22 protein-coding genes and 1 pseudogene are annotated in these 22,402 nt (G+C 43.1%); 13 read left to right on the plus strand and 10 right to left on the minus strand.

Translation table 11 applies throughout. The features are described 5' to 3' along the window. The first annotated feature begins 98 nt into the window (after nt 1-98). Nucleotides 99-2,882: a cation-translocating P-type ATPase gene (locus tag HC246_RS12015; RefSeq protein WP_169363593.1), complete on the plus strand. Its 2,784-nt coding sequence runs from the start codon at nt 99-101 to the stop codon at nt 2,880-2,882. A gap of 96 nt (nt 2,883-2,978) precedes the next feature. After that, nucleotides 2,979-3,317, plus strand: coding sequence for a P-II family nitrogen regulator (locus tag HC246_RS12020; protein WP_009627341.1), 339 nt, complete (start codon nt 2,979-2,981; stop codon nt 3,315-3,317). Nucleotides 3,318-3,388: 71 nt separating this feature from the next. Here HC246_RS12020 and HC246_RS12025 read toward each other — a convergent pair whose 3' ends face one another. From HC246_RS12025 to HC246_RS12040, 4 genes are all read right to left on the minus strand, one after another. Next, a complete protein-coding gene (locus HC246_RS12025; protein ID WP_169363594.1) occupies nt 3,389-3,583 on the minus strand; it encodes a hypothetical protein in 195 nt (64 codons plus the stop codon). 119 nt (nt 3,584-3,702) lie between these two features. Beyond that, nucleotides 3,703-4,449: a molybdopterin-dependent oxidoreductase gene (locus HC246_RS12030; protein WP_169363595.1), complete on the minus strand. Its 747-nt coding sequence runs from the start codon at nt 4,447-4,449 to the stop codon at nt 3,703-3,705. Beyond that, the gene (locus HC246_RS12035; RefSeq protein WP_169363596.1) at nt 4,449-5,039 is read right to left on the minus strand and encodes a cytochrome b/b6 domain-containing protein; all 591 of its coding nucleotides are present in this window, start codon (nt 5,037-5,039) and stop codon (nt 4,449-4,451) included. Before HC246_RS12035 ends, HC246_RS12030 begins: the two co-directional genes overlap by 1 nt. A gap of 91 nt (nt 5,040-5,130) precedes the next feature. Further along, on the minus strand, nt 5,131-5,532 hold the full coding sequence (locus tag HC246_RS12040; RefSeq protein WP_169363597.1) for a hypothetical protein: 402 nt from the start codon (nt 5,530-5,532) through the stop codon (nt 5,131-5,133). Between the two features lie 209 nt (nt 5,533-5,741). On the opposite strand from HC246_RS12040, the gene HC246_RS12045 reads away from it, so the two are divergent. The 8 genes and pseudogenes from HC246_RS12045 (at nt 5,742) to HC246_RS12080 (ending at nt 13,459) form a co-directional block, all read left to right on the plus strand. Beyond that, nucleotides 5,742-6,902 (plus strand): glycerate kinase, encoded by a 1,161-nt coding sequence (locus HC246_RS12045; protein WP_169363598.1) that lies wholly within the window; start codon nt 5,742-5,744, stop codon nt 6,900-6,902. 253 nt (nt 6,903-7,155) lie between these two features. Next, the gene (gene psbB, locus HC246_RS12050; protein ID WP_169363599.1) at nt 7,156-8,685 is read left to right on the plus strand and encodes a photosystem II chlorophyll-binding protein CP47; all 1,530 of its coding nucleotides are present in this window, start codon (nt 7,156-7,158) and stop codon (nt 8,683-8,685) included. Nucleotides 8,686-8,691: 6 nt separating this feature from the next. After that, nucleotides 8,692-8,799, plus strand: coding sequence for a photosystem II reaction center protein T (locus HC246_RS12055; protein ID WP_071590185.1), 108 nt, complete (start codon nt 8,692-8,694; stop codon nt 8,797-8,799). Nucleotides 8,800-8,922: 123 nt separating this feature from the next. Beyond that, nucleotides 8,923-9,789: pseudogene (locus HC246_RS12060) on the plus strand (AAA family ATPase); the annotation flags it as partial. A gap of 188 nt (nt 9,790-9,977) precedes the next feature. Then, on the plus strand, nt 9,978-10,661 hold the full coding sequence (gene biuH / locus HC246_RS12065; protein WP_126389215.1) for a biuret amidohydrolase: 684 nt from the start codon (nt 9,978-9,980) through the stop codon (nt 10,659-10,661). A 100-nt stretch (nt 10,662-10,761) separates the two neighbouring features. Beyond that, complete coding sequence (locus HC246_RS12070) at nt 10,762-12,336, plus strand: ABC transporter ATP-binding protein (protein ID WP_211167803.1); 1,575 nt, start codon at nt 10,762-10,764, stop codon at nt 12,334-12,336. A gap of 50 nt (nt 12,337-12,386) precedes the next feature. Beyond that, on the plus strand, nt 12,387-12,740 hold the full coding sequence (locus HC246_RS12075) for a cupin domain-containing protein (protein WP_169363601.1): 354 nt from the start codon (nt 12,387-12,389) through the stop codon (nt 12,738-12,740). Nucleotides 12,741-12,793: 53 nt separating this feature from the next. Beyond that, nucleotides 12,794-13,459 (plus strand): cysteine hydrolase family protein, encoded by a 666-nt coding sequence (locus HC246_RS12080; protein ID WP_169363602.1) that lies wholly within the window; start codon nt 12,794-12,796, stop codon nt 13,457-13,459. Nucleotides 13,460-13,486: 27 nt separating this feature from the next. Here the strand turns inward: HC246_RS12080 and HC246_RS12085 are convergent, their stop codons facing one another. From HC246_RS12085 to HC246_RS12110, 6 genes are all read right to left on the minus strand, one after another. Next, the gene (locus tag HC246_RS12085; RefSeq protein ID WP_169364573.1) at nt 13,487-14,107 is read right to left on the minus strand and encodes a Uma2 family endonuclease; all 621 of its coding nucleotides are present in this window, start codon (nt 14,105-14,107) and stop codon (nt 13,487-13,489) included. An 80-nt stretch (nt 14,108-14,187) separates the two neighbouring features. Continuing rightward, nucleotides 14,188-15,123 (minus strand): IS5 family transposase, encoded by a 936-nt coding sequence (locus tag HC246_RS12090; RefSeq protein ID WP_169364403.1) that lies wholly within the window; start codon nt 15,121-15,123, stop codon nt 14,188-14,190. A 99-nt stretch (nt 15,124-15,222) separates the two neighbouring features. Beyond that, nucleotides 15,223-16,173, minus strand: a complete 951-nt coding sequence (gene ppk2 / locus HC246_RS12095; RefSeq protein WP_211167692.1) for a polyphosphate kinase 2 — start codon at nt 16,171-16,173, stop codon at nt 15,223-15,225. Between the two features lie 64 nt (nt 16,174-16,237). Continuing rightward, entirely contained in the window at nt 16,238-17,584 is a 1,347-nt protein-coding gene (locus HC246_RS12100) for a UDP-glucose dehydrogenase family protein (protein WP_169363603.1), read from the minus strand. A 122-nt stretch (nt 17,585-17,706) separates the two neighbouring features. Continuing rightward, nucleotides 17,707-18,642 (minus strand): UDP-glucuronic acid decarboxylase family protein, encoded by a 936-nt coding sequence (locus HC246_RS12105; RefSeq protein WP_169363604.1) that lies wholly within the window; start codon nt 18,640-18,642, stop codon nt 17,707-17,709. A 2-nt stretch (nt 18,643-18,644) separates the two neighbouring features. Further along, on the minus strand, nt 18,645-20,210 hold the full coding sequence (locus tag HC246_RS12110) for a polysaccharide biosynthesis/export family protein (protein WP_169363605.1): 1,566 nt from the start codon (nt 20,208-20,210) through the stop codon (nt 18,645-18,647). A gap of 138 nt (nt 20,211-20,348) precedes the next feature. Here HC246_RS12110 and HC246_RS12115 point away from each other — a divergent pair, with 138 nt between their 5' ends. The 3 genes from HC246_RS12115 to ndk all read left to right on the plus strand — a co-directional run bounded on the left by HC246_RS12115 (nt 20,349) and on the right by ndk (nt 22,338). Then, nucleotides 20,349-21,062, plus strand: a complete 714-nt coding sequence (locus HC246_RS12115; RefSeq protein WP_169363606.1) for an HAD-IA family hydrolase — start codon at nt 20,349-20,351, stop codon at nt 21,060-21,062. Nucleotides 21,063-21,106: 44 nt separating this feature from the next. Then, the gene (locus HC246_RS12120) at nt 21,107-21,754 is read left to right on the plus strand and encodes a riboflavin synthase (RefSeq protein ID WP_169363607.1); all 648 of its coding nucleotides are present in this window, start codon (nt 21,107-21,109) and stop codon (nt 21,752-21,754) included. 134 nt (nt 21,755-21,888) lie between these two features. Then, nucleotides 21,889-22,338, plus strand: coding sequence for a nucleoside-diphosphate kinase (ndk, locus tag HC246_RS12125; protein WP_126389272.1), 450 nt, complete (start codon nt 21,889-21,891; stop codon nt 22,336-22,338). Nucleotides 22,339-22,402: the final 64 nt, after the last annotated feature.

The following is a 22,402-nucleotide window of genomic DNA, read 5'->3' on the forward strand; positions in this document are numbered from 1 at the left end:
GCGCACTCATCTCTTGGGTTATCACGATTAGTCAACTTTTAAACCAGTCAGTACTATTTTTTAGTACTATGTTCATAACCGTTTATCCGTAAATATCTATGGCAATAGAGACACCCGCTCCTGTCGCTGCTCCTGCCTATTGGCATACCCTTGGGGTTGATGAAGCGCTTAATAAACTACAAAGTGATCCCGAACAAGGGATCACTAGTAAAGAAGTTGCAGTCAGAATTGAACGCTATGGCACAAATGAACTAACCGAAAAAGCTGGGCGATCGCCTCTGCAAATTTTCATTGATCAGTTTACAAACATCATGTTACTGATGCTCATGGCAGTTGCTGTGGTCTCAGCCGTCCTCGATATTCAAGCCAAAGAATTTCCGAAGGATGCAGTCGCCATTTCTTCCATTGTTGTGCTCAATGGCATTTTGGGCTATATGCAGGAGATGAATGCTGAGAAAGCACTGGCTGCTCTCAAGCGTCTTTCTTCGCCAAAAGTCAGGGTCATTCGCAATGGCGAAATCCTAGAAATTAGTGGCAAAGAGCTAGTTCCGGGGGACATCATGCTACTAGAGGCAGGTGTCCAAGTTGCGGCTGATGGGAGACTGCTCGAAGAACAAAATCTCCAAGTACGCGAATCAGCTCTTACAGGTGAAGCAGAGGCTGTAAATAAGGAAGCCCATTTAATTTTGGAAGCAGATGCTAGTTTAGGCGATCGCTTAAACTGCGTTTATCAAGGCACTGAAGTAGTACAGGGACGCGCCAAGGTCTTAGTTACCAAGACAGGGATGCAGACCGAATTAGGCAAAATCGCCTCCCTCATTCAAGATGTAGAAACTGAAGACACTCCTCTACAACAAAGGATGTCGCAATTGGGGAATGTCTTGGTTACGGGTTCCTTAATCTTGGTAGCCATAGTTGTAGGAATCGGTTTACTTAACAAAGGTAACTTTGGCGATCTGCTCAAAACCTCTCTCAGTATGGCAGTGGCTGTCGTGCCTGAAGGTTTGCCTGCAGTAGTTACAGTTACTCTCGCCTTAGGTACTCAACGCATGGTCAGGAGAAATGCCCTGATCCGACGCTTGCCTGCGGTTGAGACCCTTGGCTCCGTCACCACCATTTGTTCTGATAAAACGGGAACTCTCACCCAGAATAAAATGGTGGTACAGGGTATCCGTACAGGACAGCATTCTCTCCAAGTCTCAGGTGATGGATATGTGCCAACTGGTGAATTTACGATACTAGGAAACCCTCCAGAGGATTCACATCTAACCGTTAACAATATTCCTGAAGTTCAGCAGTTATTAATGGCTTGCGTCTTCTGTAATGATTCAATTCTGCAACAAAAAGATGGTGAATGGATTATCATCGGCGACCCTACCGAAGGTGCATTGCTAGTACTGGCTAGTAAAGGTGGATGTGATTTCTCAGAATGGCAGCATCGGATGCCCCGTGTATTTGAAGTTCCCTTCTCCTCTGAGCGCAAGCGCATGAGTGTATTGGTGCAGGGTGAACATGGCGGCAATGTGCTTTTTTGCAAAGGCTCTCCAGAATTAACCTTAGAATGTTGTACCCATATTCAAATTGGCGATCAGATTCATGCGATCGCTGATTTTCAACGTCAACATGTACTTGCTCAAAATAATGAGCTTGCTAGTCGTGGGTTGCGCGTCCTCGGTTTTGCCTATCGCACTTTACCCGAATTACCCGCAGGTGGCATTACCGAAAAAGATGAAAGTAATTTAGTCTGGGTGGGATTAGTAGGAATGCTTGATGCCCCACGTCCAGAAGTTCGTGAAGCTGTGAAGCGCTGCCGTGAAGCTGGGATTCGTCCTGTCATGATTACGGGCGATCATCAACTCACTGCTAAAGCGATCGCTGAAGATTTGGGTATTGCTTTTAAAGGCGATCAAGTGATCACTGGCAAAGAACTAGAACTAATGAGTCAATCTGAGCTAGAGCAGCAGGTTAATCAGGTCAGCGTCTATGCCCGTGTCTCTCCTGAGCATAAATTGCGGATTGTCCAAGCCTTACAAAAGCAGCATAATTTTGTTGCCATGACGGGAGATGGAGTCAATGATGCTCCTGCTCTTAAACAAGCTGATATCGGAATTGCTATGGGCATTACAGGTACGGACGTATCTAAAGAAGCCAGTGACATGATCCTCTTGGATGACAACTTCGCCACGATTGTCGCCGCTACTGAAGAAGGACGTGTCGTTTATACGAATATTAGGCGCTTTATCAAATATATTCTTGGCAGTAATATTGGTGAAGTAATTACGATTGCGATCGCGCCAATTCTAAATTTCTCGGTTCCCTTAATTCCTCTGCAAATTTTGTGGATGAATTTAGTAACTGACGGTTTACCTGCGCTTGCTCTCGCAGTTGAACCCGCCGAACCAAATGTCATGAAACGTCCACCTGTTGATCCCCGTGAAAACATTTTTGCCAGAGGCATGGGATCATATATGGTGAGAATTGGGATTGTCCTAGCGATTATCACAATTTCCCTAATGGTCTGGGCGCATGGCTATACCACCACCCATTTTGACAATGTTTACTCGGCTAACCGATGGGAAACAATGGTATTTACAACCCTTTGTATTGCCCAAATGGGACATGCGATCGCCATTCGCTCCAATACCCAACTCACGATAGAGCTTAATCCCATGACCAATCCCTATGTATGGGGATCTGTGATTATGACTACAGTTTTGCAATTGGTACTAATCTATGTAGAACCATTCCGTATTTTCTTTGGTACATATCTCATCACCTCAACCGAATTAGCAGTTTGCTTCGGTTTTAGTGCCCTAATGTTTGTTTGGATAGAATTGGAGAAATTGGCAATTCGTTGGTGGCTGTGGCAACGTCAATCCTGACGACAATTCAGAGACTATTCAGAATAGTATGCTAGGCTACAAATTTGGATATCGATTCAAGTGTATTAAAGTTCAAGAATCAGTGGAGGAGTTAATTTGAAAAAGGTTGAAGCAATCATTCGTCCATTCAAGCTTGACGAAGTCAAAATTGCTCTGGTAAATGCTGGCGTAGTCGGTATGACCGTATCAGAAGTACGTGGTTTTGGTCGTCAAAAAGGACAAACAGAGCGCTATCGTGGCTCTGAGTACACGGTTGAATTTCTACAAAAGCTCAAGATTGAGATCGTTGTAGAAGATGACCAAGTTGATATGGTAGTAGATAAAGTTATTACTGCTGCCCGTACTGGCGAAATTGGCGATGGTAAGATTTTCGTATCTCCTGTAGAGCGAATTATCCGAATCCGTACTGGCGAAAAGGATTTAGAAGCTGTCTAAATCTATGCTTGTACAAAGAGAGGCGGTGCTTAGCACCGCCTCTCTTTGTGTATACTTCGCAATATCCACTTTTAGGAAACCGTTAAAATCGCTTCTAATATTTGGGCAATGATTGCACCCAAAATAGCTACCGTTAAATATTTGCCAATCATTGGATTTTTACCAAGAGAATCATCTTTTTTACAGCCCGTTAAGAACAGTGACCACGCTTGAGTCGCATTGATAGATTGAAATTTATTGAAATTGGTTGTGAAGATTAAACGCATGGATGTTACCTAACTCTACGCATAGCGCTGTAGGCTGAATATATCATGAAACTCGTAATAAAAGTTAATATAAATAAAATGATGTGCATCGCACATCATTTTATTTGGTGTATTTGTGTTTACAAGCCTGCATACCATTCATAGCCCAAATCTTCCCAATAGCCACGTTTTTCGCCTAGCTCACTCGTAAGCTGGATTCGCGTTACCCATTTACTGAGCTTATAGCCAAGCTTTACGGGAGAAGCCAGACGTAACGGTGCACCATTTTCGGGTGCTAGGGGCTGTCCATTTTTTTGATATGCCATCAAGGTTTGAGGATGTAGTACTGAGTCAAGATCCCAACTTTCGTAGTAGCCATCTGCCGAATAAAAATAGACATATTTCGATTGGGGCAATGGCTTCGCGATCGCTAAGAGATCTCGCAACCTTACGCCACCCCACTGCACGATCGCTGCCCATCCTTCGACACATACATGGCGAATCACCATTGAGGTCAATGGCAATTTCTGCAAATCGCTCATACTCAAGCTAAGCGGATTATTGACTTCACCATCAATAATGAGCCGATAAGCATCAGAATTAATTGTTGGCGTACCCCGAAAACTATTAACAATTAACTTATCTGGCTCGATCGCTGTAATAGGAAACTCTGGTATTGGTTGCTGTGGCTGAAAGATTAATGACTCAACCTGTTGATTGAGTGGCTCTGATATTCCGCCCACGACACCTTCTGCGAGGCTGCCAAATCCAATGGTGAGTAAACCCGCACCTGCTAAATTCAAAAAGCGGCGACGAGGGATAGTGTCAGTACCATCATCAATCTCTAATTCGGTGTTAGGGGATTTTTGTTCAGGTTCTTGGGTCATTAGTTATTCCTCCAAAACATCGAATCCAATAAGCGATCTCCACCGACCTTGCGCCCCAACTGTGAATGCAGGAATCCTAAAATCAATGTGCTAGGCACTGCCATAAAGTGTGTAATTCGCAAAGCGTCCCACCCACCAAAACTATCAACAATCCAATAAAACTGAGCAGGCTTATACATGCCCACACCCGTAAAGATCGACAGCAATAAAATGGGGATGAGCAAGGTATAAACCACCCGATGCCAAGCATAGTTTTTGCGTTTGACATTTTGACTAACCAGTAGCGCCTTGACATCTTTGCCACTGACATAGCGATGTTGCCAACGGCGCGTCAGCAAAATATAAATGCCATACCACAATAAATTCAGCACAAAGATCCACATCATTGCAAAATGCCAATGTCTACCCCCTGCAAGCCATCCCCCTAATCCAAAAATAGGTGGCATGTGAAGACCACTCCGCCCACCAAAGACAGGATTGGCATTGTAAATCTGTAAACCGCTAGTCATCATCAGAAACAAACTCACTAAACTTACCCAATGAAAGACTTTGGTAGGTAAGGCTTGCTTTGGCATAACAGGCGATCGCATAGATATTCCTTGCTACTTTAATAAATCCATAAAACATGAAAAAGGGCGCGAAGCGCCCTTTTTCATTTAATTTCACTAAATGAACTAAAAACTATTGAGGCTTTTTGGTAGCGTCAGCAGGCTTAGCATCGGTCTTGGTAGCATCAGCAGGCTTAGCGTCAGACTTGGTAGCATCAGCAGGCTTAGCATCGGTCTTGGTAGCGTCAGTCTTAGTTGCATCAGCCTTATCCTTATCAGCAGCAGGCTTAGCATCGGTCTTGGTAGCATCAGCAGGCTTAGCATCCTTAGCATCGGTCTTGGTAGCATCAGCAGGCTTAGCATCCTTAGCCTTGTCCTTGGTAGCATCAGCAGCAGGAGTTGTTGCTGCGGGCTTTGCAGTAGGAGCAGATGTAGCTGCTGGGGTAGAGGTAGGAGCAGGAGTTTCAGAAGCACAAGAAACTAGACCAGCAGATAAGCCAAGGCTTGCAACGATCAAAAGAGCTTTCAAATTCATAGTCGTAATTTTTTCTGTTTAGTAATGTATCTAACTAGTGTTTGATGTCAGTAATTATATGTAGTTTTTGTGGAGGAGCCTGCGTATAATTACTCACGATAATATTCTATGTTAAATAATTGTTAATTAACAGCTTAATTTTTGTAAATTTGTAATCTGTATAGCCGTATTAAGTCGTAAATCATGCAGATGCCTGATTGGGTAAGGGAATGATTGAAAATCAACTTATAAGAATTATTGAACTGATCGGGTATGGCGATTGCCTATCTGAGCAGGATGAAAATTTACTCAAACAAGATTTACTGGCAACCAATAATCGCCTGCAATTCTTAGACAGCAAAGATTTGTGTGCTTTAGAGGTGGGTGAAATTGACGCGATTATTCACCAGCGATCGTATCTATTACAGCTAGCTTGCTCAGAAATTTCACAAGTTATCACAAAGCAAAATATCCAATTAGATCATCCTTCAGATGTATTTACTCTTTTGTGGTATTACTGGATTCCTCTTGCTCAAAAACTTGCCGATCAACAACAAAAATTAGGTAGACCATTGATTCAAGGTTTACTGGGGGGGCAAGGGACAGGTAAAACAACCTTAGGAATAATCTTAAATATTTTGTTAAAGCATCTCGGCAAAACTTTTTTAAGCATTTCCCTTGATGATTTATACAAAACCTATGCCGATCGCCAAAAGTTACGAGAGCGTCGTCCCGATCTAATTTGGCGTGGTCCCCCTAATACCCATGATGTGGATCTAGGGCTTCAGGTTTTGCAACAATTACGCGATCGTAATCCAGAGCAGCTTCAACCAATCGCGATCCCCCGTTTTGACAAGTCTTTGCACAATGGTGCAGGCGATCGCATTGATCCTGAAATTTCCTATGGTGCAGATATTGTCTTATTTGAAGGCTGGTTTGTGGGGATACGCCCCCTGCCAATTTCAGCATTTCGCAACTTTATCCCCCCCATCTTGTCGGAAAGCGATCGCGAATTTGCCCTTGAATGCAACGCCAACCTATATAACTACCTGCCCCTTTGGGATTATCTCGACAGCTTAATTGTGCTTGTCCCTGAAGACTACCAATACAGCTTGCAATGGCGACTAGAAGCCGAACATAAATTAATTGCATCTGGAAAAACAGGCATGAGCGATCGCGAAATCACCCAATTTGTCGAATATTTCTGGAAAGCGCTACATCCTGAACTGTTTTTGCCCCGACTGCTGGGAACCCATGCAACAAGCGATCCCCTTTTAGGTGATCCAATAAATCCGATCAATAGTGATCATATAAATAGAGCCTATCCAACCGTTGATTTAGCGATCGAAATATCGCGATCGCACCTACCAAAACGCATTTATCGCCCCTAAATCCAATATTGATGCAGCGCAAATTGGAATTTTGCTGATTTTTAATATAGTGATCGAGCAATCAATCGGAAGGAATAGTTTATTATTGTGTTACGAATAAAATAACCAAACTGACTTCACCTTCCTGATCGAGGTATTTGCTTAAATTACTTTTAAGTATTTGAGTAATCGCCTAAGTCAGGATCAATTATCATAAATTAAAATTAAGAATCGTTAAGATCTTATTCACTACATAGATTAAGGAACATTTGCAATGGGATTACCCTGGTATCGAGTGCATACAGTTCTCCTGAACGATCCAGGAAGACTGATTGCCACGCACCTGATGCACACTGCTCTTGTAGCAGGGTGGGCAGGCTCGATGGCACTTTACGAGCTAGCAATTTTTGACCCCAGTGACCCCGTCCTCAACCCCATGTGGCGGCAAGGTATGTTTGTCATGCCTTTCATGGCTCGTATTGGTATTACCAATTCTTGGGGCGGCTGGACAATCACAGGTGGCTCAACGGCTGACCCCGGCTTCTGGTCTTTTGAAGGTGTTGCACTTGCACACATCGTCCTCTCTGGTTTACTCTTCCTAGCTGCTATTTGGCATTGGGTAAACTGGGATCTCGAACTATTCAGAGATCCTCGCACAGGTGAGCCTGCTTTGGACTTGCCTAAAATGTTCGGTATTCACCTCTTCTTGTCTGGTTTACTCTGCTTTGGCTTCGGTGCATTTCACGTAACAGGGCTATTTGGTCCTGGAATCTGGGTATCCGATGCCTATGGCTTGAATGGTCATGTTGCTCCCGTTGCTCCTGAATGGGGACCTAATGGATTTAACCCCTTCAATGCTGGTGGTATTGCTGCTCACCACATTGCCGCTGGTATCGTTGGCATCATTGCGGGTCTATTCCACTTGACCGTCCGTCCACCCGAGCGTCTTTACAAAGCGCTGCGTATGGGTAACATCGAAACCGTACTATCTAGCAGCATTGCGGCTGTATTCTTTGCCGCATTCGTTGTTGCTGGAACCATGTGGTATGGCTCCGCAGCTACTCCTATCGAGCTATATGGACCAACCCGCTATCAGTGGGATACTAACGCGTTTCAACAAGAAATCTCTCGCCGCGTCCAAGCTGGTATTAACTCTGGCTTGAGTGAGCAAGAAGCTTGGTCAACTATTTCTGACAAACTTGCTTTCTATGACTACGTTGGTAACAGCCCTGCTAAAGGTGGTTTGTTCCGCGTTGGTCCAATGAATAATGGTGATGGTATTGCCCAAAGCTGGCAAGGACATCCTATTTTCAAGGATAAAGAAGGGCGTGAACTCAGTGTTCGTCGTTTGCCTAACTTCTTTGAAACCTTCCCTGTAGTTCTCCAAGACCAAGATGGTGTTGTCAGAGCTGACATTCCTTTCCGTCGTGCTGAATCTAAGTACAGCGTTGAGCAAACTGGCGTAACCGTCTCCTTCGTTGGTGGTCAGTTAAATGGCAAAACCTTCACCGATGCGCCAAGCGTTAAGAAGTATGCTCGTCAAGCCCAGCTAGGCGAAATCTTTGAATTCGATCAAGAAAAGAATAATTCTGACGGTGTATTCCGTACTAGCCCTCGTGGTTGGTTTACCTTTGGTCATGCAGTATTTGCATTGTTCTTCTTCTTCGGTCACATTTGGCACGGTGCTCGTACCTTGTTCCGCGATGTGTTTGCTGGTGTTGACCCAGAACTCAGCGAAGAGCAAGTTGAGTGGGGCGCATTCCAAAAAGTTGGCGACAAATCTACTCGTGTTAAAGAGGCATAAGATCCAATGGAAGCTCTAACCTATACTTTTATTTTCGCTTGTTTGATTGGTTTATTCTTCTTTGCAATCTTCTTCCGCGAACCACCAAAGGTTCCTTCTAAGGATAAGAAGTAAATAAAAAAGCCCGCCTAAGCGGGCTTTTTTATTTACTTCTAAAAAGTTCCGTTTCCCACCTTTTAGATTTTTATTAGGTAGCACTGTAAGGTAAATTGCTATTAGTCGCCTAAATTAATCTGTATGTCTTATTACATTTCGCCCCGATTTTTGGATAAACTTGCTGTCCATTTGGCTAAAAACTTTATGAAACTGCCTAATGTGACAGTGCCTCTAATTTTGGGTATTCATGGTGGCAAAGGTGAAGGTAAGTCTTTTCAATGTGAATTAGCTTTTCAGAAACTAGGGATCGATCCGATCAGAATGTCTGGTGGTGAGTTAGAAAGCCCTGATGCGGGTGATCCTGCAAGATTGATCAGAATGCGCTATCGTGAGGCGGCGGAGTTGGTCAAGGTGCGGGGGAAAATGTGTGCACTCTTGATTAATGACATTGATGCGGGGGCGGGACGGGTCGATAGCACAACGCAATATACGGTGAATACGCAATTAGTTAATGCGACATTAATGAATATTGCGGACAATCCAACCAATGTGCAGCTTCCGGGGAGCTATGACAGCAATCCGATCAGGCGTGTGCCGATTATTGTAACGGGGAATGATTTTTCGACTTTGTATGCGCCTTTGGTACGTGATGGTCGCATGGAAAAGTTTTATTGGAAGCCCGATCGCAGCGATCGCATTGGTATTGTTAGTGGTATTTTCGCCCCAGATAATATTCCGCAGTGGGAAATTGAGCGTCTTGTCGATATGTATCCCGATCGCTCGATTGATTTCTTTGGTTCATTGCGATCGAGTCTCTATGATGAGCAGGTACGCAAGTTTGTCTATCAAATTGGTTTAGATCGTCTATCACTACGTCTAGTCAATAGCACCGAAGCTTTACCAGAATTTCGTCCCCCAAGTTTTGATCTCAGAACTCTTAAGGAAGCAGGCGATCGCTTGTTAGCAGAAGGCGATCGGGTTAGCCAGCGTAATCTCGTTGAGGAATATATGCCAGTGGGCAAGGTACTGCGATAAGTTTCTGAGTAACAGTCCCGTTTAGCTATATCCGTAATAATTAGCACCAAGAATTACTAAAAGTGCTTTTCAGATGTGTTTCTCCGCCGAAGGCGGAGAAACACATTCACTACTATAAGTAATTCTTGGTACTAATTATTTAAAAAGTTCATAAATTATTTATGTACGTTAACGCAACTCCCTATCCCTATCCTTATAATGGCGATCTCCGACCAGACAATACCGTACTGATCATCATTGATATGCAGACTGACTTTTGCGGTATTGGTGGTTATGTAGACAAGATGGGTTATGACCTATCGTTAACCAGAGCACCCATTGAGCCAATCAAAAAAGTTTTGACCCTATTTCGGGAAAAAGGCTTTCATATTATTCATACCCGTGAAGGTCATCGCCCCGATTTATCGGATTTGCCAGAAAACAAGCGCTGGCGATCGCAAAGGATTGGTGCAGGAATTGGGGATGAGGGACCATGTGGCAAGATTTTAGTGCGGGGCGAAGCAGGGTGGGACATTATTCCTGAGCTTTACCCACTGCCCGATGAGCCAATTATTGATAAACCAGGGAAAGGCTCGTTTTATGCCACCGATCTTGATTTGCTGTTAAAACGCAAAGGTATTCAAAATATTATTTTGTCTGGCATTACCACCGATGTGTGCGTACATACGACTATGCGGGATGCCAATGATCGCGGCTATGAATGCCTTCTGCTATCGGATTGTACTGGGGCAACTGATTATGGAAATCATCTAGCAGCTCTAAAAATGATCGAAATGCAGGGTGGTGTCTTTGGTGCAGTTAGTGATTCTGAAGCATTAACTACAGCAATTAAACAAAATTTCTAGTTGAATTAAAAAAATGTGCTAAGTATGCGCCGCTATGGAAAAACCGATGCCTGATGATCTTGAAAGCGATCTTACTGATAATCTGGTTGTAGAAGAATCTATGAAAGAGTCGATTCCACCCGTGACTATTCCATCTAGTGTTTCGGCTGACGCTTTGCGATCGCATCTACCTCCAGAACTAGAGCTAGTAAATATTTCCAAGAAATTTGGCTCTTTTACCGCAGTAGATAATGTATCGCTAAAACTTGCCCCCGGAACTTTTCACGCACTACTTGGTGAAAATGGTGCAGGTAAAAGTACTTTGGTCAAATGCATCATGGGATTTCATGCGGCGACCCACGGTGATATTTTGATTAATAAGCGATCGCGTGATATCAACAGTCCCCGTGATGCCTATGGTTATGGCATTGGTATGGTGTATCAGCATTTCACAGTTGTACCAGCCATGACTGTTGCTGAAAACCTTTTGCTGGTGAGACCTGACACCCCGACTATCATTAATTGGAAAGATGAATACGAAAAGCTAGATGCCTTCATGTCATCCGCTCCTTTCAAAATTGATTTAAATACGCCCATTTCCCAGCTAGCGGCTGGACAAAAGCAGAAATTAGAAATTCTCAAACAACTTTATCTCAAGAGTCGGATTCTCATTCTGGATGAACCAACTTCTGTGTTAACGCCTCAGGAAGCTGATGAAGTACTCGGACTTTTGCGTGAAGAAGTAACCGCAGGACGTTTGAGCGTATTGATGATCAGTCACAAATTCCGTGAGATTACGGCTTTTGCAGATGATGTTACCGTTCTGCGTAAGGGTAAATTTGCAGGTACTGGTTCCACCAAAGAGTTATCAGTTGCGGATATGGCGGCGATGATGCTCGGAGAAGCTAAAGAAGCGCGTCAAGTTGCCAAGACCGAGGTTACTGCTGAAAATATCGTTCTTGATGTGCGTAATATCCATGCGGACAAAGATAATGGTCTAGAAGCTGTCGCAGGTGTAGATTTACAAATCAAGAGTGGTGAAATCGTCGGAATTGCAGGTGTCTCAGGTAATGGACAACGCGAATTTGTGGAAGTCCTGTCTGGACAAAGAACTCCCACATCTGGCGAAGTTTTTGTCAATGGCGATCGCTACTATGCAACCCGCAAGGAAATGTATAGCCATCAAGTATTTTCACTGCCTGAAGAGCCTCTACGCAATGCCTGTGTTCCCCATATGAGCGTTGCCGAAAATTTGGCGTTACGCACCTTTGATCGTCCACCTCAAGCCAAAGGTGGGGTTCTGCTACTATTCAAGGCAATTCGCGAAACTGCCAAGAATTTGATCAAAATTTTCTCGATTAAAACTCCTTCACCAGAGACACCTGTAGGTAATCTCTCAGGTGGAAATGTTCAACGTACGGTTCTTGCTAGAGAACTTTCCGCAGAACAAATCAAGCTTCTCATCGTCGCAAATCCTGTCTTTGGTCTAGATTTTGCGGCTGTCGAGTATATTCACAATCAAATTGTGGAAGCTCGTAATCGTGGTGTTGCTGTGCTACTGGTTAGTGAAGATCTCGATGAGATTTTAACCCTGAGCGATCGCGTTTTAGTGATGAGCGATGGTAAGTTTGTCTATGAAAGCACCAGTGCTAGTGCTGATCTTGCCGAGATCGGTCAGAAAATGGCGGGACATTAATCCACTTTTTTGCGGGAACTTCGCACCCGTAAAAATAACTATAAAAAACGATGATTATTAATCAACAAGTTCGGGTATTTCCTGAACTGCTTACTCGTGACCATTACGATGATTTACCTTGGGAACCATTTCGCAAAGGAGTTGAAATTTATCCTTTATATAAAGATGATATGGGAGCTAGTGCCGCTTTACTACGCTATGAGGCAGGTGCGAAAGTTCCCCACCATTCCCATTCAGGATACGAGCATATATTTGTGCTATCAGGTTCACAATCCGATGCTAATGGCAAATATTCTAAGGGTTCTGTAATCATTAATGCTCCCAATACGAGTCACCAAGTCTCTAGCGAAGAAGGCTGTGTAGTCTTAATTGTTTGGGAAAAGCCTGTAATTATTAGCGAATAACTTTGAATTTTCAGATTAAGAGCCACACGTAAAAAATCTATTAGGAGAAAATTATGTCTGCGATCGCTGCTCAACCCTACGATTATGAATTACCAACTGAGAGTAAAGTAGCCCTTGTCATTATTGATATGCAAAGGGATTTCCTAGAGCATGGTGGCTTTGGTGATGCGTTAGGGAATGATGTGACGCAATTGCAGAGTATCGTCCCAACTGTCAAAAAACTATTAGAGACCTTCCGATCTCTAAATTTCCCAGTCATTCACACCATCGAAGCTCATGCTGCTGATCTATCTGATTGCCCTCCTTCCAAGCTCAATCGCGGTAAAGGAGAACTCAAAATCGGTGACAAAGGCTCTATGGGCAGAATCTTAATCGTCGGTGAAGATGGTAATAATATTATTCCTGAACTTACACCCTTAGAGAATGAAATTGTGATTGTGAAGCCGGGGAAAGGAGCTTTTTGTCGCACTAATTTGGAAGAGATTTTGCAAAAAGAAAATATTACGCATCTTCTCTTTACAGGTGTTACTACTGAAGTCTGTGTACAAACTACTATGCGTGAAGCTAATGATCGCGGCTATGAATGTCTATTAATCGAAGATGGAACCGCCAGCTATTTCCCCGAATTCAAATCTTCAACTATTGAAATGCTCCGTGCCCAAGGTGGCATCATTGGTTGGACTGCTCATGCTAAGCAGGTAATCGAGGCTCTTGTATAGGCGATCGCACTTTTAAAAAAACTAAAATCAGATTATGCCAGCCTGAAAAATTTGATTAGCAGTTAGGTTTAGTTCTGGGAAGTTTTGAGAGATCAGGTGATCGCTATCTTGAAACTTATTGATCTGATACTCTCCATCCACCAAACTACAAATCGATATTGTCGGTTGTTTCGGATTGCCAATAAAATTTCGTCCTCCCAGAGCAGCATAATCGATAATCCAATATTCTGGAATTCCCATTTCTTCATAATCTGCAAATTTTAGATGATAATCATCACGCCAATTGGTTGAAACAATTTCAATGATTAAAGGAATCGATGCACCCGAACTAAGAATCGATTCTTTTTTCCAGCGCTTTTCGTTAGGTAGATTAGCCCGATTGACCACTAATATATCTGGGAAATAGCCAGAATCTCTGCCTTCTGGTCTGACGATAACTTGGTTGGGGATTCCGTATGGTAGTCTCAATCGTTTGATTTCAAAGGGAATTTCCACACCTAAAAAGAGCTTGACCTCTTCGTAGTCTCCGACTGGTTGAGCCATTTCAATAACATTTCCGTTGTGTAATTCATAACGTACTCCCGAATTTTCAGGGAGCCAATCAACAAACTCATCGAAGGTGGTGATTTTAGATAAGGTTTGGAGTATCATCTTACGTTTAAACTGGGCTAAGGAAAGGCTTTGTTGCATGAATAAAAAGAAGCCAAAAGATGGAGGATCTTAGAAAATTAACGAACAACAGGAGAGGAGAGAGGTTTAGCCAGTTGAATCATGCGATTAAGAGCAGCACATTTGATGAACAACTCAACCGCCTGATTGTCAAATTTACGAGAACATAAAGTAGCACCAAAGATTTTTTTGAAACGAAACATCGTAGTTTCTGCCAAAGAGCGCCGATGATAACCTGAGTCACGTTTCCATTTTTTACGCCCATGTTTACGGATATAACGGAGATTTTGGTCACGCGGATGTGGTGGAGCATTGGTATTGCCATGCTGCCAGATTTTGGCATCTTTGCGCGGAGGAATCACGGCTTTAGCACCATGTTGGGCAATCTCGTCATAACAATGACGATGGTCATAAGCTCCATCTGCGGAAACTTGAGCAATTTCAGCATCAATCGCATCGAGAATATCGGCGAGTACTTCTCCATCGTGGCAATCATTCGTGGTGACGACCGCAGCCAGTATTTCTCCTGTTGATTCATCGGCTCCTAGGTGTAATTTGCGCCATGTCCGTCTCTTACTAATTCCATGCTGCCGTGTTTTCCATTCCCCTTCGCCGTATACTTTGATCCCTGTCGAATCAACTACTACATGCACTGCTCCCTGTTTCGGGATTACTGGTAAGGTCACACTTAAACTTGCTGTCCGTCTTGACACGGTGCTGTGGTCTGGTACTGGTAAATCTATTCCCATCAAGGCAAATATTGACTCTAACAGTCCTTGCGTTTGTCTTCCTGCTTGCTGATATACCGCTTTGACCGTGATAAATGTCGCTATTGCTATATCACTGTAATCTTTGGAAGCTCCCCGTTTGCCACTTAATGTTTGATTTAACCATCCTTCAATTACTTCTTCGCTCATCCAAAAAGTCAGGCTTCCTCTTTGTTTTAGCCCTGCGTTATACTCTGTCCAGTTGCGGATCTCATGTTTCTGTGTCATTTGCTGGGACTCCATCTCCTGATTTTTATCTAATTTACCTTCTCTTCCCCTTTTTATGCAACAACGCCCTAAGGAAATATAAAAGCAACTAAGCAACTATCACTCTAAATGAGCTGTCACATCAGGGATGAAGTTCTGTAGATAAATTGGCGGGCGCACATAAACCATTTTGTTTTGTAGCGGAGGTAAATCAAAAGGTTTAGGCAATACATCCTCATAGGGAATCTTCGCTAATAGATGATTGATGCAATTGAGCCTTGCCCGACGTTTATCGTCGCCATCAATAACATACCAAGGTGATAGTTTTGTATCCGTTGCGTTAAACATATCATCCTTTGCTTTGGAATACTCTACCCATCTTGCTCTGGCTTCTAAATCCATTGGGCTGAACTTCCAACGTTTGCGGGGATCTTTGATGCGATCGCTAAATCGCTTTTCTTGTTCGTTATCACTAACAGAAAACCAATACTTAATCAGAATAATTCCCGATCGCTGAAGCATATTCTCAAATTCAGGACAGGAGCGCAAGAACTCGACATATTCCTCATGGGTACAATAGCCCATGACATGTTCAACACCAGCTCGATTATACCAACTGCGATCGAATAGCACCATTTCCCCCGCCGCAGGCAATTCCGCAGTATAGCGCTGAAAATACCATTGAGTGCGCTCTTGATCGGAAGGTTTGCCTAATGCCACGACTCGACAAATACGTGGATTGAGAGATTGGGTAATGCTTTTAATTGCGCCTCCCTTACCAGCAGCATCCCTCCCTTCAAATAGAATCACCACTTTTAAGCCTTCTTGCTTAATCCATTCTTGCAGCCTGACAAGTTCTATTTGTAAATGTTGAAGCTCTTTCTCATAGGTTTTCTTCGATAACTTTGGTAGCTGGATGAGACTATCTTCTTGCTCAATGGCATGACCATTAAGTTCACTAGATTCATTAATTAAGGAGAGATGCTCATCTTTCGGAGTGCCTTTCTGAGAATGCTTGCGCTTACCATCTTTATCTTTTTTGGACATGGCTGTGCACTTTTGACTTTTCATTGGTCTTAGTATAACAGCCAGATATAGAGAGGTGGTGCCTTAGCATCACCTCTCTATAAGTAACTTAACGTCCAATTCCAATATATTTGTAGCCCAAAGCTTCGAGAGCCTTGCCATCAAGGAAGTTACGGGCATCAATGATGACAGGATGTGCCATGAGCGTTAACATCTTGGCATAATCAATCGCCAAAAACTCTTGCCAATCTGTCACCAATACCACTGCATCACAACCATCCGCAAGACGCTCTAGATCTGTTTCCACTATTACATTAGAAAAACCTTGGCGTAAACCTGATTGTGAAACCAAAGGATCATAGGCTTTGACCCGCGCACCCAAGCGACTCAATTGATCGATCAAGGTCAAAGAGGGAGCATCACGCATATCATCAGTATCGGGTTTAAAGGTCATTCCTAATAAACCAATGGTTTTACCCTTGAGGATCTTCAAGGCTTGTTGTAACTTCTCTACGACAAGGGTGCGCTGAAGTTCGTTTACGCGCACACATGCCTTTAAGATTTCGGTGGAATAGCCATAGTCTTCAGCAGTATAAATTAAGGCGGAGACATCCTTACCAAAGCAAGAGCCACCCCAACCGATACCTGCTTGCAAGAACTTAGAACCAATGCGCGAATCTAGTCCAATTCCTTTTGCAACTTCCTTCACATCTGCGCCAACGCGATCGCAAATATTCGCAACCTCATTGACAAAGCTAATCTTCGTGGCAAGAAAAGCATTCGCTGCGTACTTAATCATTTCCGCAGAGTTTAAATCTGTAACTACGACTGGTACTGGCGGTAAGGTCTTATCCTCAGCAAAGGAGCGATCAATAATTGGTTGGTAAAGATCCTGCATCAGTTGCAGAGCGCGATCACTGCCACTACCAACCACAATGCGATCAGGGTTAAACGTATCGTAAACCGCTACACCTTCTCTTAGAAACTCGGGATTGCTCACTACATCAAACTGGATTTGATCAATATTTTTCTTGCCTGCCATGCCATCTAGCACGATCATACGAACCCAATCACCAGAACCAATCGGTACTGTTGATTTATTGACAATTACCCGATATCCTTCCGTCAAACTTTCCCCAATACTGCGAGCAACTGCTTCAACATAACGCATATCGCTACGCCCATCAGGTAACGAAGGCGTACCCACAGCAATGAATAACACTTCACCATGATTGACACCTGCGGCAATATCAGTCGTAAATTCAATTTTGCCTTGACGAATTGATTCTGAGATAACTTCGGGTAGTCCTGGCTCATGAATTGGCGATTGCCCCGACTTCATCAGTTTAACTTTCTCTTCGTTATTATCTACACAAATAACATCATGCCCGATGTAGGCAAGACAAGCACCTGTTACCAAACCGACATAACCAGTTCCAATTACACAAACACGCATAGATTTTGATTACCTAATTTAAATTTTTGATGATTTGAATTTGAGATAGTGCACATAGATTAGGCTCTATGCTTTTCTCAAAACTTTTGGTCTAGAAAGATGCAGAAAGCTATTATTGATAGCTAGTGATCTGCAAAGTAATCGCGAAAATAAGCGATCGTCTTTGCTAGCCCTTCTTCTAAGGGAACTGTTGGTTCCCAGCCTAAATGGAACTTTGCTCGAGAAATGTCAGGCTGACGACGCTGTGGATCATCCTGAGGTAAAGGCTTAAATACAATGTTGGCTGTGGGATCGATCAAGCGCTGAATTGTTTGAGCCAATTGTAAAATTGTATATTCACCAGGATTGCCTAAATTCACGGGACCAATGTAATTTCCATTCATCAAGCGAATCAATCCCTCCACGAGATCTGATACATAGCAGAAACTCCGAGTTTGTGAGCCATCTCCATAAATTGTCAGTGGAATACCCTTTAGAGCTTGAACAATAAAGTTGCTAACTACACGTCCATCGTTTTCGAGCATCCTTGTTCCATGAGTATTGAAGATGCGAGCTACTCTCACCTCAACCCCAAATTGGCGATGGAAATCAAAAGCTAGAGTTTCCGAAATTCGTTTACCTTCGTCATAACAACTCCGAATCCCTGTACAGTTGACATTGCCCCAATAGTCTTCGGTTTGTGGATGGATTAGGGGATCTCCATACACCTCAGAAGTTGAAGCAAGCAAAACTCGCGCATTCCACTGTTTAGCTAATTGCAAAACATTGAGAGTACCTAAAAAGTTAGTTTTAGCAGTTTGAATTGGATCAGCTTGATAATGAACGGGCGATGCTGGACAAGCAAGGTGATATATTTGCTCAACATGATCAATATCAATAGGGTTGATAATGTCATGCTCAATAAATTGAAAATTAGGATGTTCTGCCCATTTGCTATTATTGGGTTTTCTTCCTGTGTAAAGGTTATCAACACAGACAACTGTATGTCCTGCGTCCATCAACCGATCAACTAAGTGCGACCCAATGAAGCCTGCGCCGCCAGTAACTAGGATTTTCATGTTTAGTTTTGAAAGCTTCTATAAAGATTAGTAACGAGTGAAAAAGGAGTAACGATGTTACCAAGAAATTTGGTGGCTGAGCTAAGAATGCTTGCTCCAAAGGAGGGACGTACTACAATCACATCGCGATCGCGTAGTCCTGGATTATTTTCTTCGCTCAAGGGTAGATTTAAATCAGCGACAAGGTTACGGCGCATAATTGAACCATCAGGATTTACTCGATAAAGCTCTACTGCACGCCAATCGGCATCGTTAGTCAGTCCTCCTGCTGCGGAAATAGCTTCAGTGAAAGAAGTATTAGGACGCAGTTGTAGAGGCCCTGGACGAAATGCCTCACCAATTACTTGCACTGTAATAACTGTAGGCGAGAAGGTGGCTTTCGCAACCTGTAAATATTCGGCTGGATTAGTTTTTTCGAGTCGCGGCACAGTAATGAGATCACCATCGGTGAGAGTTATGTCTTGGCTGAGATCAGCTTTAGTGATTAGATCAAGTAGGTTCGCTTTCACGATTGTGCGCTGTCCTTTGTCATTCAAACGGGAAATCTGCACGTTACGAATATCCGCAATTTCAGTTACCCCATTGGCAGCCTGCAAAGCTCGGCTGAGGGTAACAGGTCCACCATTAGATGCAACGCCAGCCGCAGTAGTTGCACCTGTGAGTCCTGTGGAAGTAATCCCATTACGTGAATAAACAAGGGTTTGCGGACCAACGCGATTAACTTCACCGACGATCGCTACTTGAATCGTAAAGGTATCTGGCGAAAAGGTGGAATTGCTAACGACCCTAGACTGAGCCGTACTAGTTTGAGGTAGTGGTGGAACTAGAATTGAGTCTCCATCAAGGATGCGGACATCTTGGCTAATATCGCCTTTCTCAAGGAGATTTTGGAGATTAACTTTGATGATCCGACGACCCGATGCTCCATCACGTCGAGAAATCTGAATATTACTAATATCTGCTCTTGAGGTAATTCCTGAGGCTGACTCAAGTGCGCGAGTTAAAGTTGCCGCGTTACTACTACCACTGCTGCTGCTGTTGTTACTGATAGCACCAGAACCCACATAATTTAAGAATCTTGGCCCTGGACGATTCACCTCTCCGACAACAGCAATATTTAGAGGACGAGGAGATAGCAGGGAAACATTAACAATATTACGCACTAAGAAGGGGCTTAATTTTGCCTTCAGCAAGGCATTGGCTTCATCTAAACTTAAGCCTTCTAATTTGAGCGCGCCTACTAAAGAAATATTAATAGTCCCATCTGGAGCGATTGTTTGGTTGCCAGATAACTCTGGTACGTTAAATACTTCGATTTTGATGGTGTCTCCTGCCCCTAAAGTGTATCGAAATGTATCTTGAGATTCACTGACGTTTAGGGAAGGCGCACCACTATTATTAACCGTTGATAATGGTCTCAGGTTAGAATTTGTGGGCGCTGGGAATGATGTAGATGTTCCAGATGACGGAGCAGCTTTATCAATTGTGGTGGTCTGTGCCCAACTAGGAAAAGGAGAACAGGCAATTAATGTAAATAGAATTAATTTGCCAAATTTGGGTATACGCATAAAAGTACTCCTTAACCTAACCATCTAATCATTAGAAACTTAATACCTGTCATAATAATGGAGGCGGGTTTTCAAATCTTTGGCTGCCATTGTATCAGTACGTTTAATAGTTTATCCCAGTAATTTCTCCGAAATATAATGCGATCGCCACAGGTTATTTATTTAGATGCAGTTGGCACTGTATTTGGTGTAAGAGACAGTGTTGGTGAACAATATGCAAAGGTTGCTATAGATTTTGGTGTTAATCTTGATGAGCAAGCAATTAACTATGCTTTTTATCAAAGTTTCCAAGCTGCTCCAAGAATTGCTTTTCCTAATTTGCCTCAAGCGGAGATCCCGATCGCTGAATATAAATGGTGGCGATCGCTTGCTGAACAAACCTTTAGGCAAACAGGTGATTTTGCAAAATTTGCTAATTTTGATCAGTTTTTCAATCAACTGTACGCTTATTTTGCTACTACGGAGCCTTGGGCTATTTACCAAGATGTTCGCATTGCGTTAGATGCATGGAAAAAACAGGGAATTGCTCTTGGGGTGTTATCAAATTTTGACAGTCGGATTTATAAAGTTATTGCAGACCTTGAACTTAAGTCCTACTTTGACTCGATCACCATATCTACTGAAGTTGGTGCAGCCAAGCCTCAGGCAACAATTTTTAAGACAGCTTTAGCCAAGCATCAACTGGAGCGATCGCCTGATCTCGCTTGGCATATAGGCGATAGTTTTGGCGAAGACTATGAGGGAGCAACTGCGGTGGGGATCACATCATTTTGGCTAAATCGTGATCGCCGCCCCGCCAAAGATCTGGCTCAACAGACGGCACGAACAATTCATCTACTAACTGACCTATAGCAACTTAACCAATCACCAATTACCAGTCAACCAATTACCCAAAAATGTTTACAGGCTTAATTCAAACCATTGGTACTATTGAGCAACGCGATCGCGATCGCCTTGTGATTTATTGTCCTGATCTGATCAGCAAAATTGCGATCGGTGATAGCATCGCTGTAAATGGGGTATGTCTGACCGCAACTCATATTTCGGATACTAATTTCGTGGCAGATGTGTCTCCTGAAACCTTGGGACGGACAAATTTAGGCGATCGCAAATTAAAGTATGTCAATTTAGAAATGGCTCTAGCGGTAGGCGATCGCATTGGTGGACATTTTGTCTCAGGTCATATCGATGGGATGGGAAAATTATGCGATCGTGCCCTAGTTGGTAATTCATGGGAGTTAAGCTTTGAGGCGATTCCTGAAGTTGCTCGCTATATTATTTTTAAAGGGAGCATTGCCATCAATGGAATTAGTCTCACAGTTTCCTATTGCAATGATTCAGGCACAAATTTTCGAGTTGCGGTTATTCCCCACACCTATGAGAGCACCACATTGAAATATCTCGATCTTGACAGCTCCGTACACTTAGAAGGTGATGTTTTAGGTAAATATGTTGAGAAATTTCTAAGATCAGGGCATTTAGCGCCCAGCAGTCTAGCTCATCCCGAAATAACATCCGAATTTCTTGCTGAGCATGGCTGGTAAGAAACCCAAAAGAGAGTTGTGCCGCAACTCTCTTTTAGATGGCGTTTTAAAAAACTGTATTATTTGCGTTCCTTAAAATGAAATAATACTTTCTGTAAACTTCTTTACAATTGCTTAATACTTTTACAGAGATCATGGAACGTACTTTTTTGGCAGTTAAGCCTGATGGCGTACAACGTCACCTAATCGGAGAAATTATTCGTCGTTATGAAGCAAAAGGCTTTAAGCTCGTCGGACTGAAATTGTTGCAACCAACCCGCGAACTAGCTGAAAGTCATTACGCAGTACATAAGGAAAGACCTTTCTTTGCGGGTTTGGTTGACTTTATTACCTCAGGTCCTGTTGTGGCGATGGTCTGGGAAGGCGATGGTGTAGTTGCTTCTGCGCGGAAGATTATCGGTGCAACTAATCCTCAAACTGCTGAGCCTGGTACAATTCGTGGCGATTTTGGTATCAATATTGGACGCAATATTATTCATGGTTCTGATGCGATCGAAACTGCTCAAACCGAGATTGCACTTTGGTTTAAGCCTGAAGAATTAGTCGAATGGCAGCCTAACTTAACGGCTTGGGTTTACGAATAACAAAAAAGGGAGGTGTAAAGAACCTCCCTTTTTTGATCGGTAATCTCGACCTCTATCTAAAGTA

This window comes from Pseudanabaena yagii GIHE-NHR1 (assembly GCF_012863495.1).
Classification (GTDB): Bacteria; Cyanobacteriota; Cyanobacteriia; order Pseudanabaenales; family Pseudanabaenaceae; genus Pseudanabaena; species Pseudanabaena yagii.

Bases quoted from the DNA above. Each gene is read 5' to 3' on its own strand.
- HC246_RS12015 (WP_169363593.1), top strand. From the start codon at position 99: ATGGCAATAGAGACACCCGCTCCTGTCGCTGCTCCTGCCTATTGGCAT.
- HC246_RS12025 (WP_169363594.1), bottom strand. From the start codon at position 3,583: ATGCGTTTAATCTTCACAACCAATTTCAATAAATTTCAATCTATCAAT.
- HC246_RS12030 (WP_169363595.1), bottom strand. From the start codon at position 4,449: ATGACCCAAGAACCTGAACAAAAATCCCCTAACACCGAATTAGAGATT.
- HC246_RS12035 (WP_169363596.1), bottom strand. From the start codon at position 5,039: ATGCGATCGCCTGTTATGCCAAAGCAAGCCTTACCTACCAAAGTCTTT.
- HC246_RS12040 (WP_169363597.1), bottom strand. From the start codon at position 5,532: ATGAATTTGAAAGCTCTTTTGATCGTTGCAAGCCTTGGCTTATCTGCT.
- HC246_RS12045 (WP_169363598.1), top strand. From the start codon at position 5,742: ATGATTGAAAATCAACTTATAAGAATTATTGAACTGATCGGGTATGGC.
- psbB (WP_169363599.1), top strand. From the start codon at position 7,156: ATGGGATTACCCTGGTATCGAGTGCATACAGTTCTCCTGAACGATCCA.
- HC246_RS12055 (WP_071590185.1), top strand. From the start codon at position 8,692: ATGGAAGCTCTAACCTATACTTTTATTTTCGCTTGTTTGATTGGTTTA.
- biuH (WP_126389215.1), top strand. From the start codon at position 9,978: ATGTACGTTAACGCAACTCCCTATCCCTATCCTTATAATGGCGATCTC.
- HC246_RS12070 (WP_211167803.1), top strand. From the start codon at position 10,762: ATGAAAGAGTCGATTCCACCCGTGACTATTCCATCTAGTGTTTCGGCT.
- HC246_RS12075 (WP_169363601.1), top strand. From the start codon at position 12,387: ATGATTATTAATCAACAAGTTCGGGTATTTCCTGAACTGCTTACTCGT.
- HC246_RS12080 (WP_169363602.1), top strand. From the start codon at position 12,794: ATGTCTGCGATCGCTGCTCAACCCTACGATTATGAATTACCAACTGAG.
- HC246_RS12090 (WP_169364403.1), bottom strand. From the start codon at position 15,123: ATGACACAGAAACATGAGATCCGCAACTGGACAGAGTATAACGCAGGG.
- ppk2 (WP_211167692.1), bottom strand. From the start codon at position 16,173: ATGAAAAGTCAAAAGTGCACAGCCATGTCCAAAAAAGATAAAGATGGT.
- HC246_RS12100 (WP_169363603.1), bottom strand. From the start codon at position 17,584: ATGCGTGTTTGTGTAATTGGAACTGGTTATGTCGGTTTGGTAACAGGT.
- HC246_RS12105 (WP_169363604.1), bottom strand. From the start codon at position 18,642: ATGAAAATCCTAGTTACTGGCGGCGCAGGCTTCATTGGGTCGCACTTA.
- HC246_RS12110 (WP_169363605.1), bottom strand. From the start codon at position 20,210: ATGCGTATACCCAAATTTGGCAAATTAATTCTATTTACATTAATTGCC.
- HC246_RS12115 (WP_169363606.1), top strand. From the start codon at position 20,349: ATGCGATCGCCACAGGTTATTTATTTAGATGCAGTTGGCACTGTATTT.
- HC246_RS12120 (WP_169363607.1), top strand. From the start codon at position 21,107: ATGTTTACAGGCTTAATTCAAACCATTGGTACTATTGAGCAACGCGAT.
- ndk (WP_126389272.1), top strand. From the start codon at position 21,889: ATGGAACGTACTTTTTTGGCAGTTAAGCCTGATGGCGTACAACGTCAC.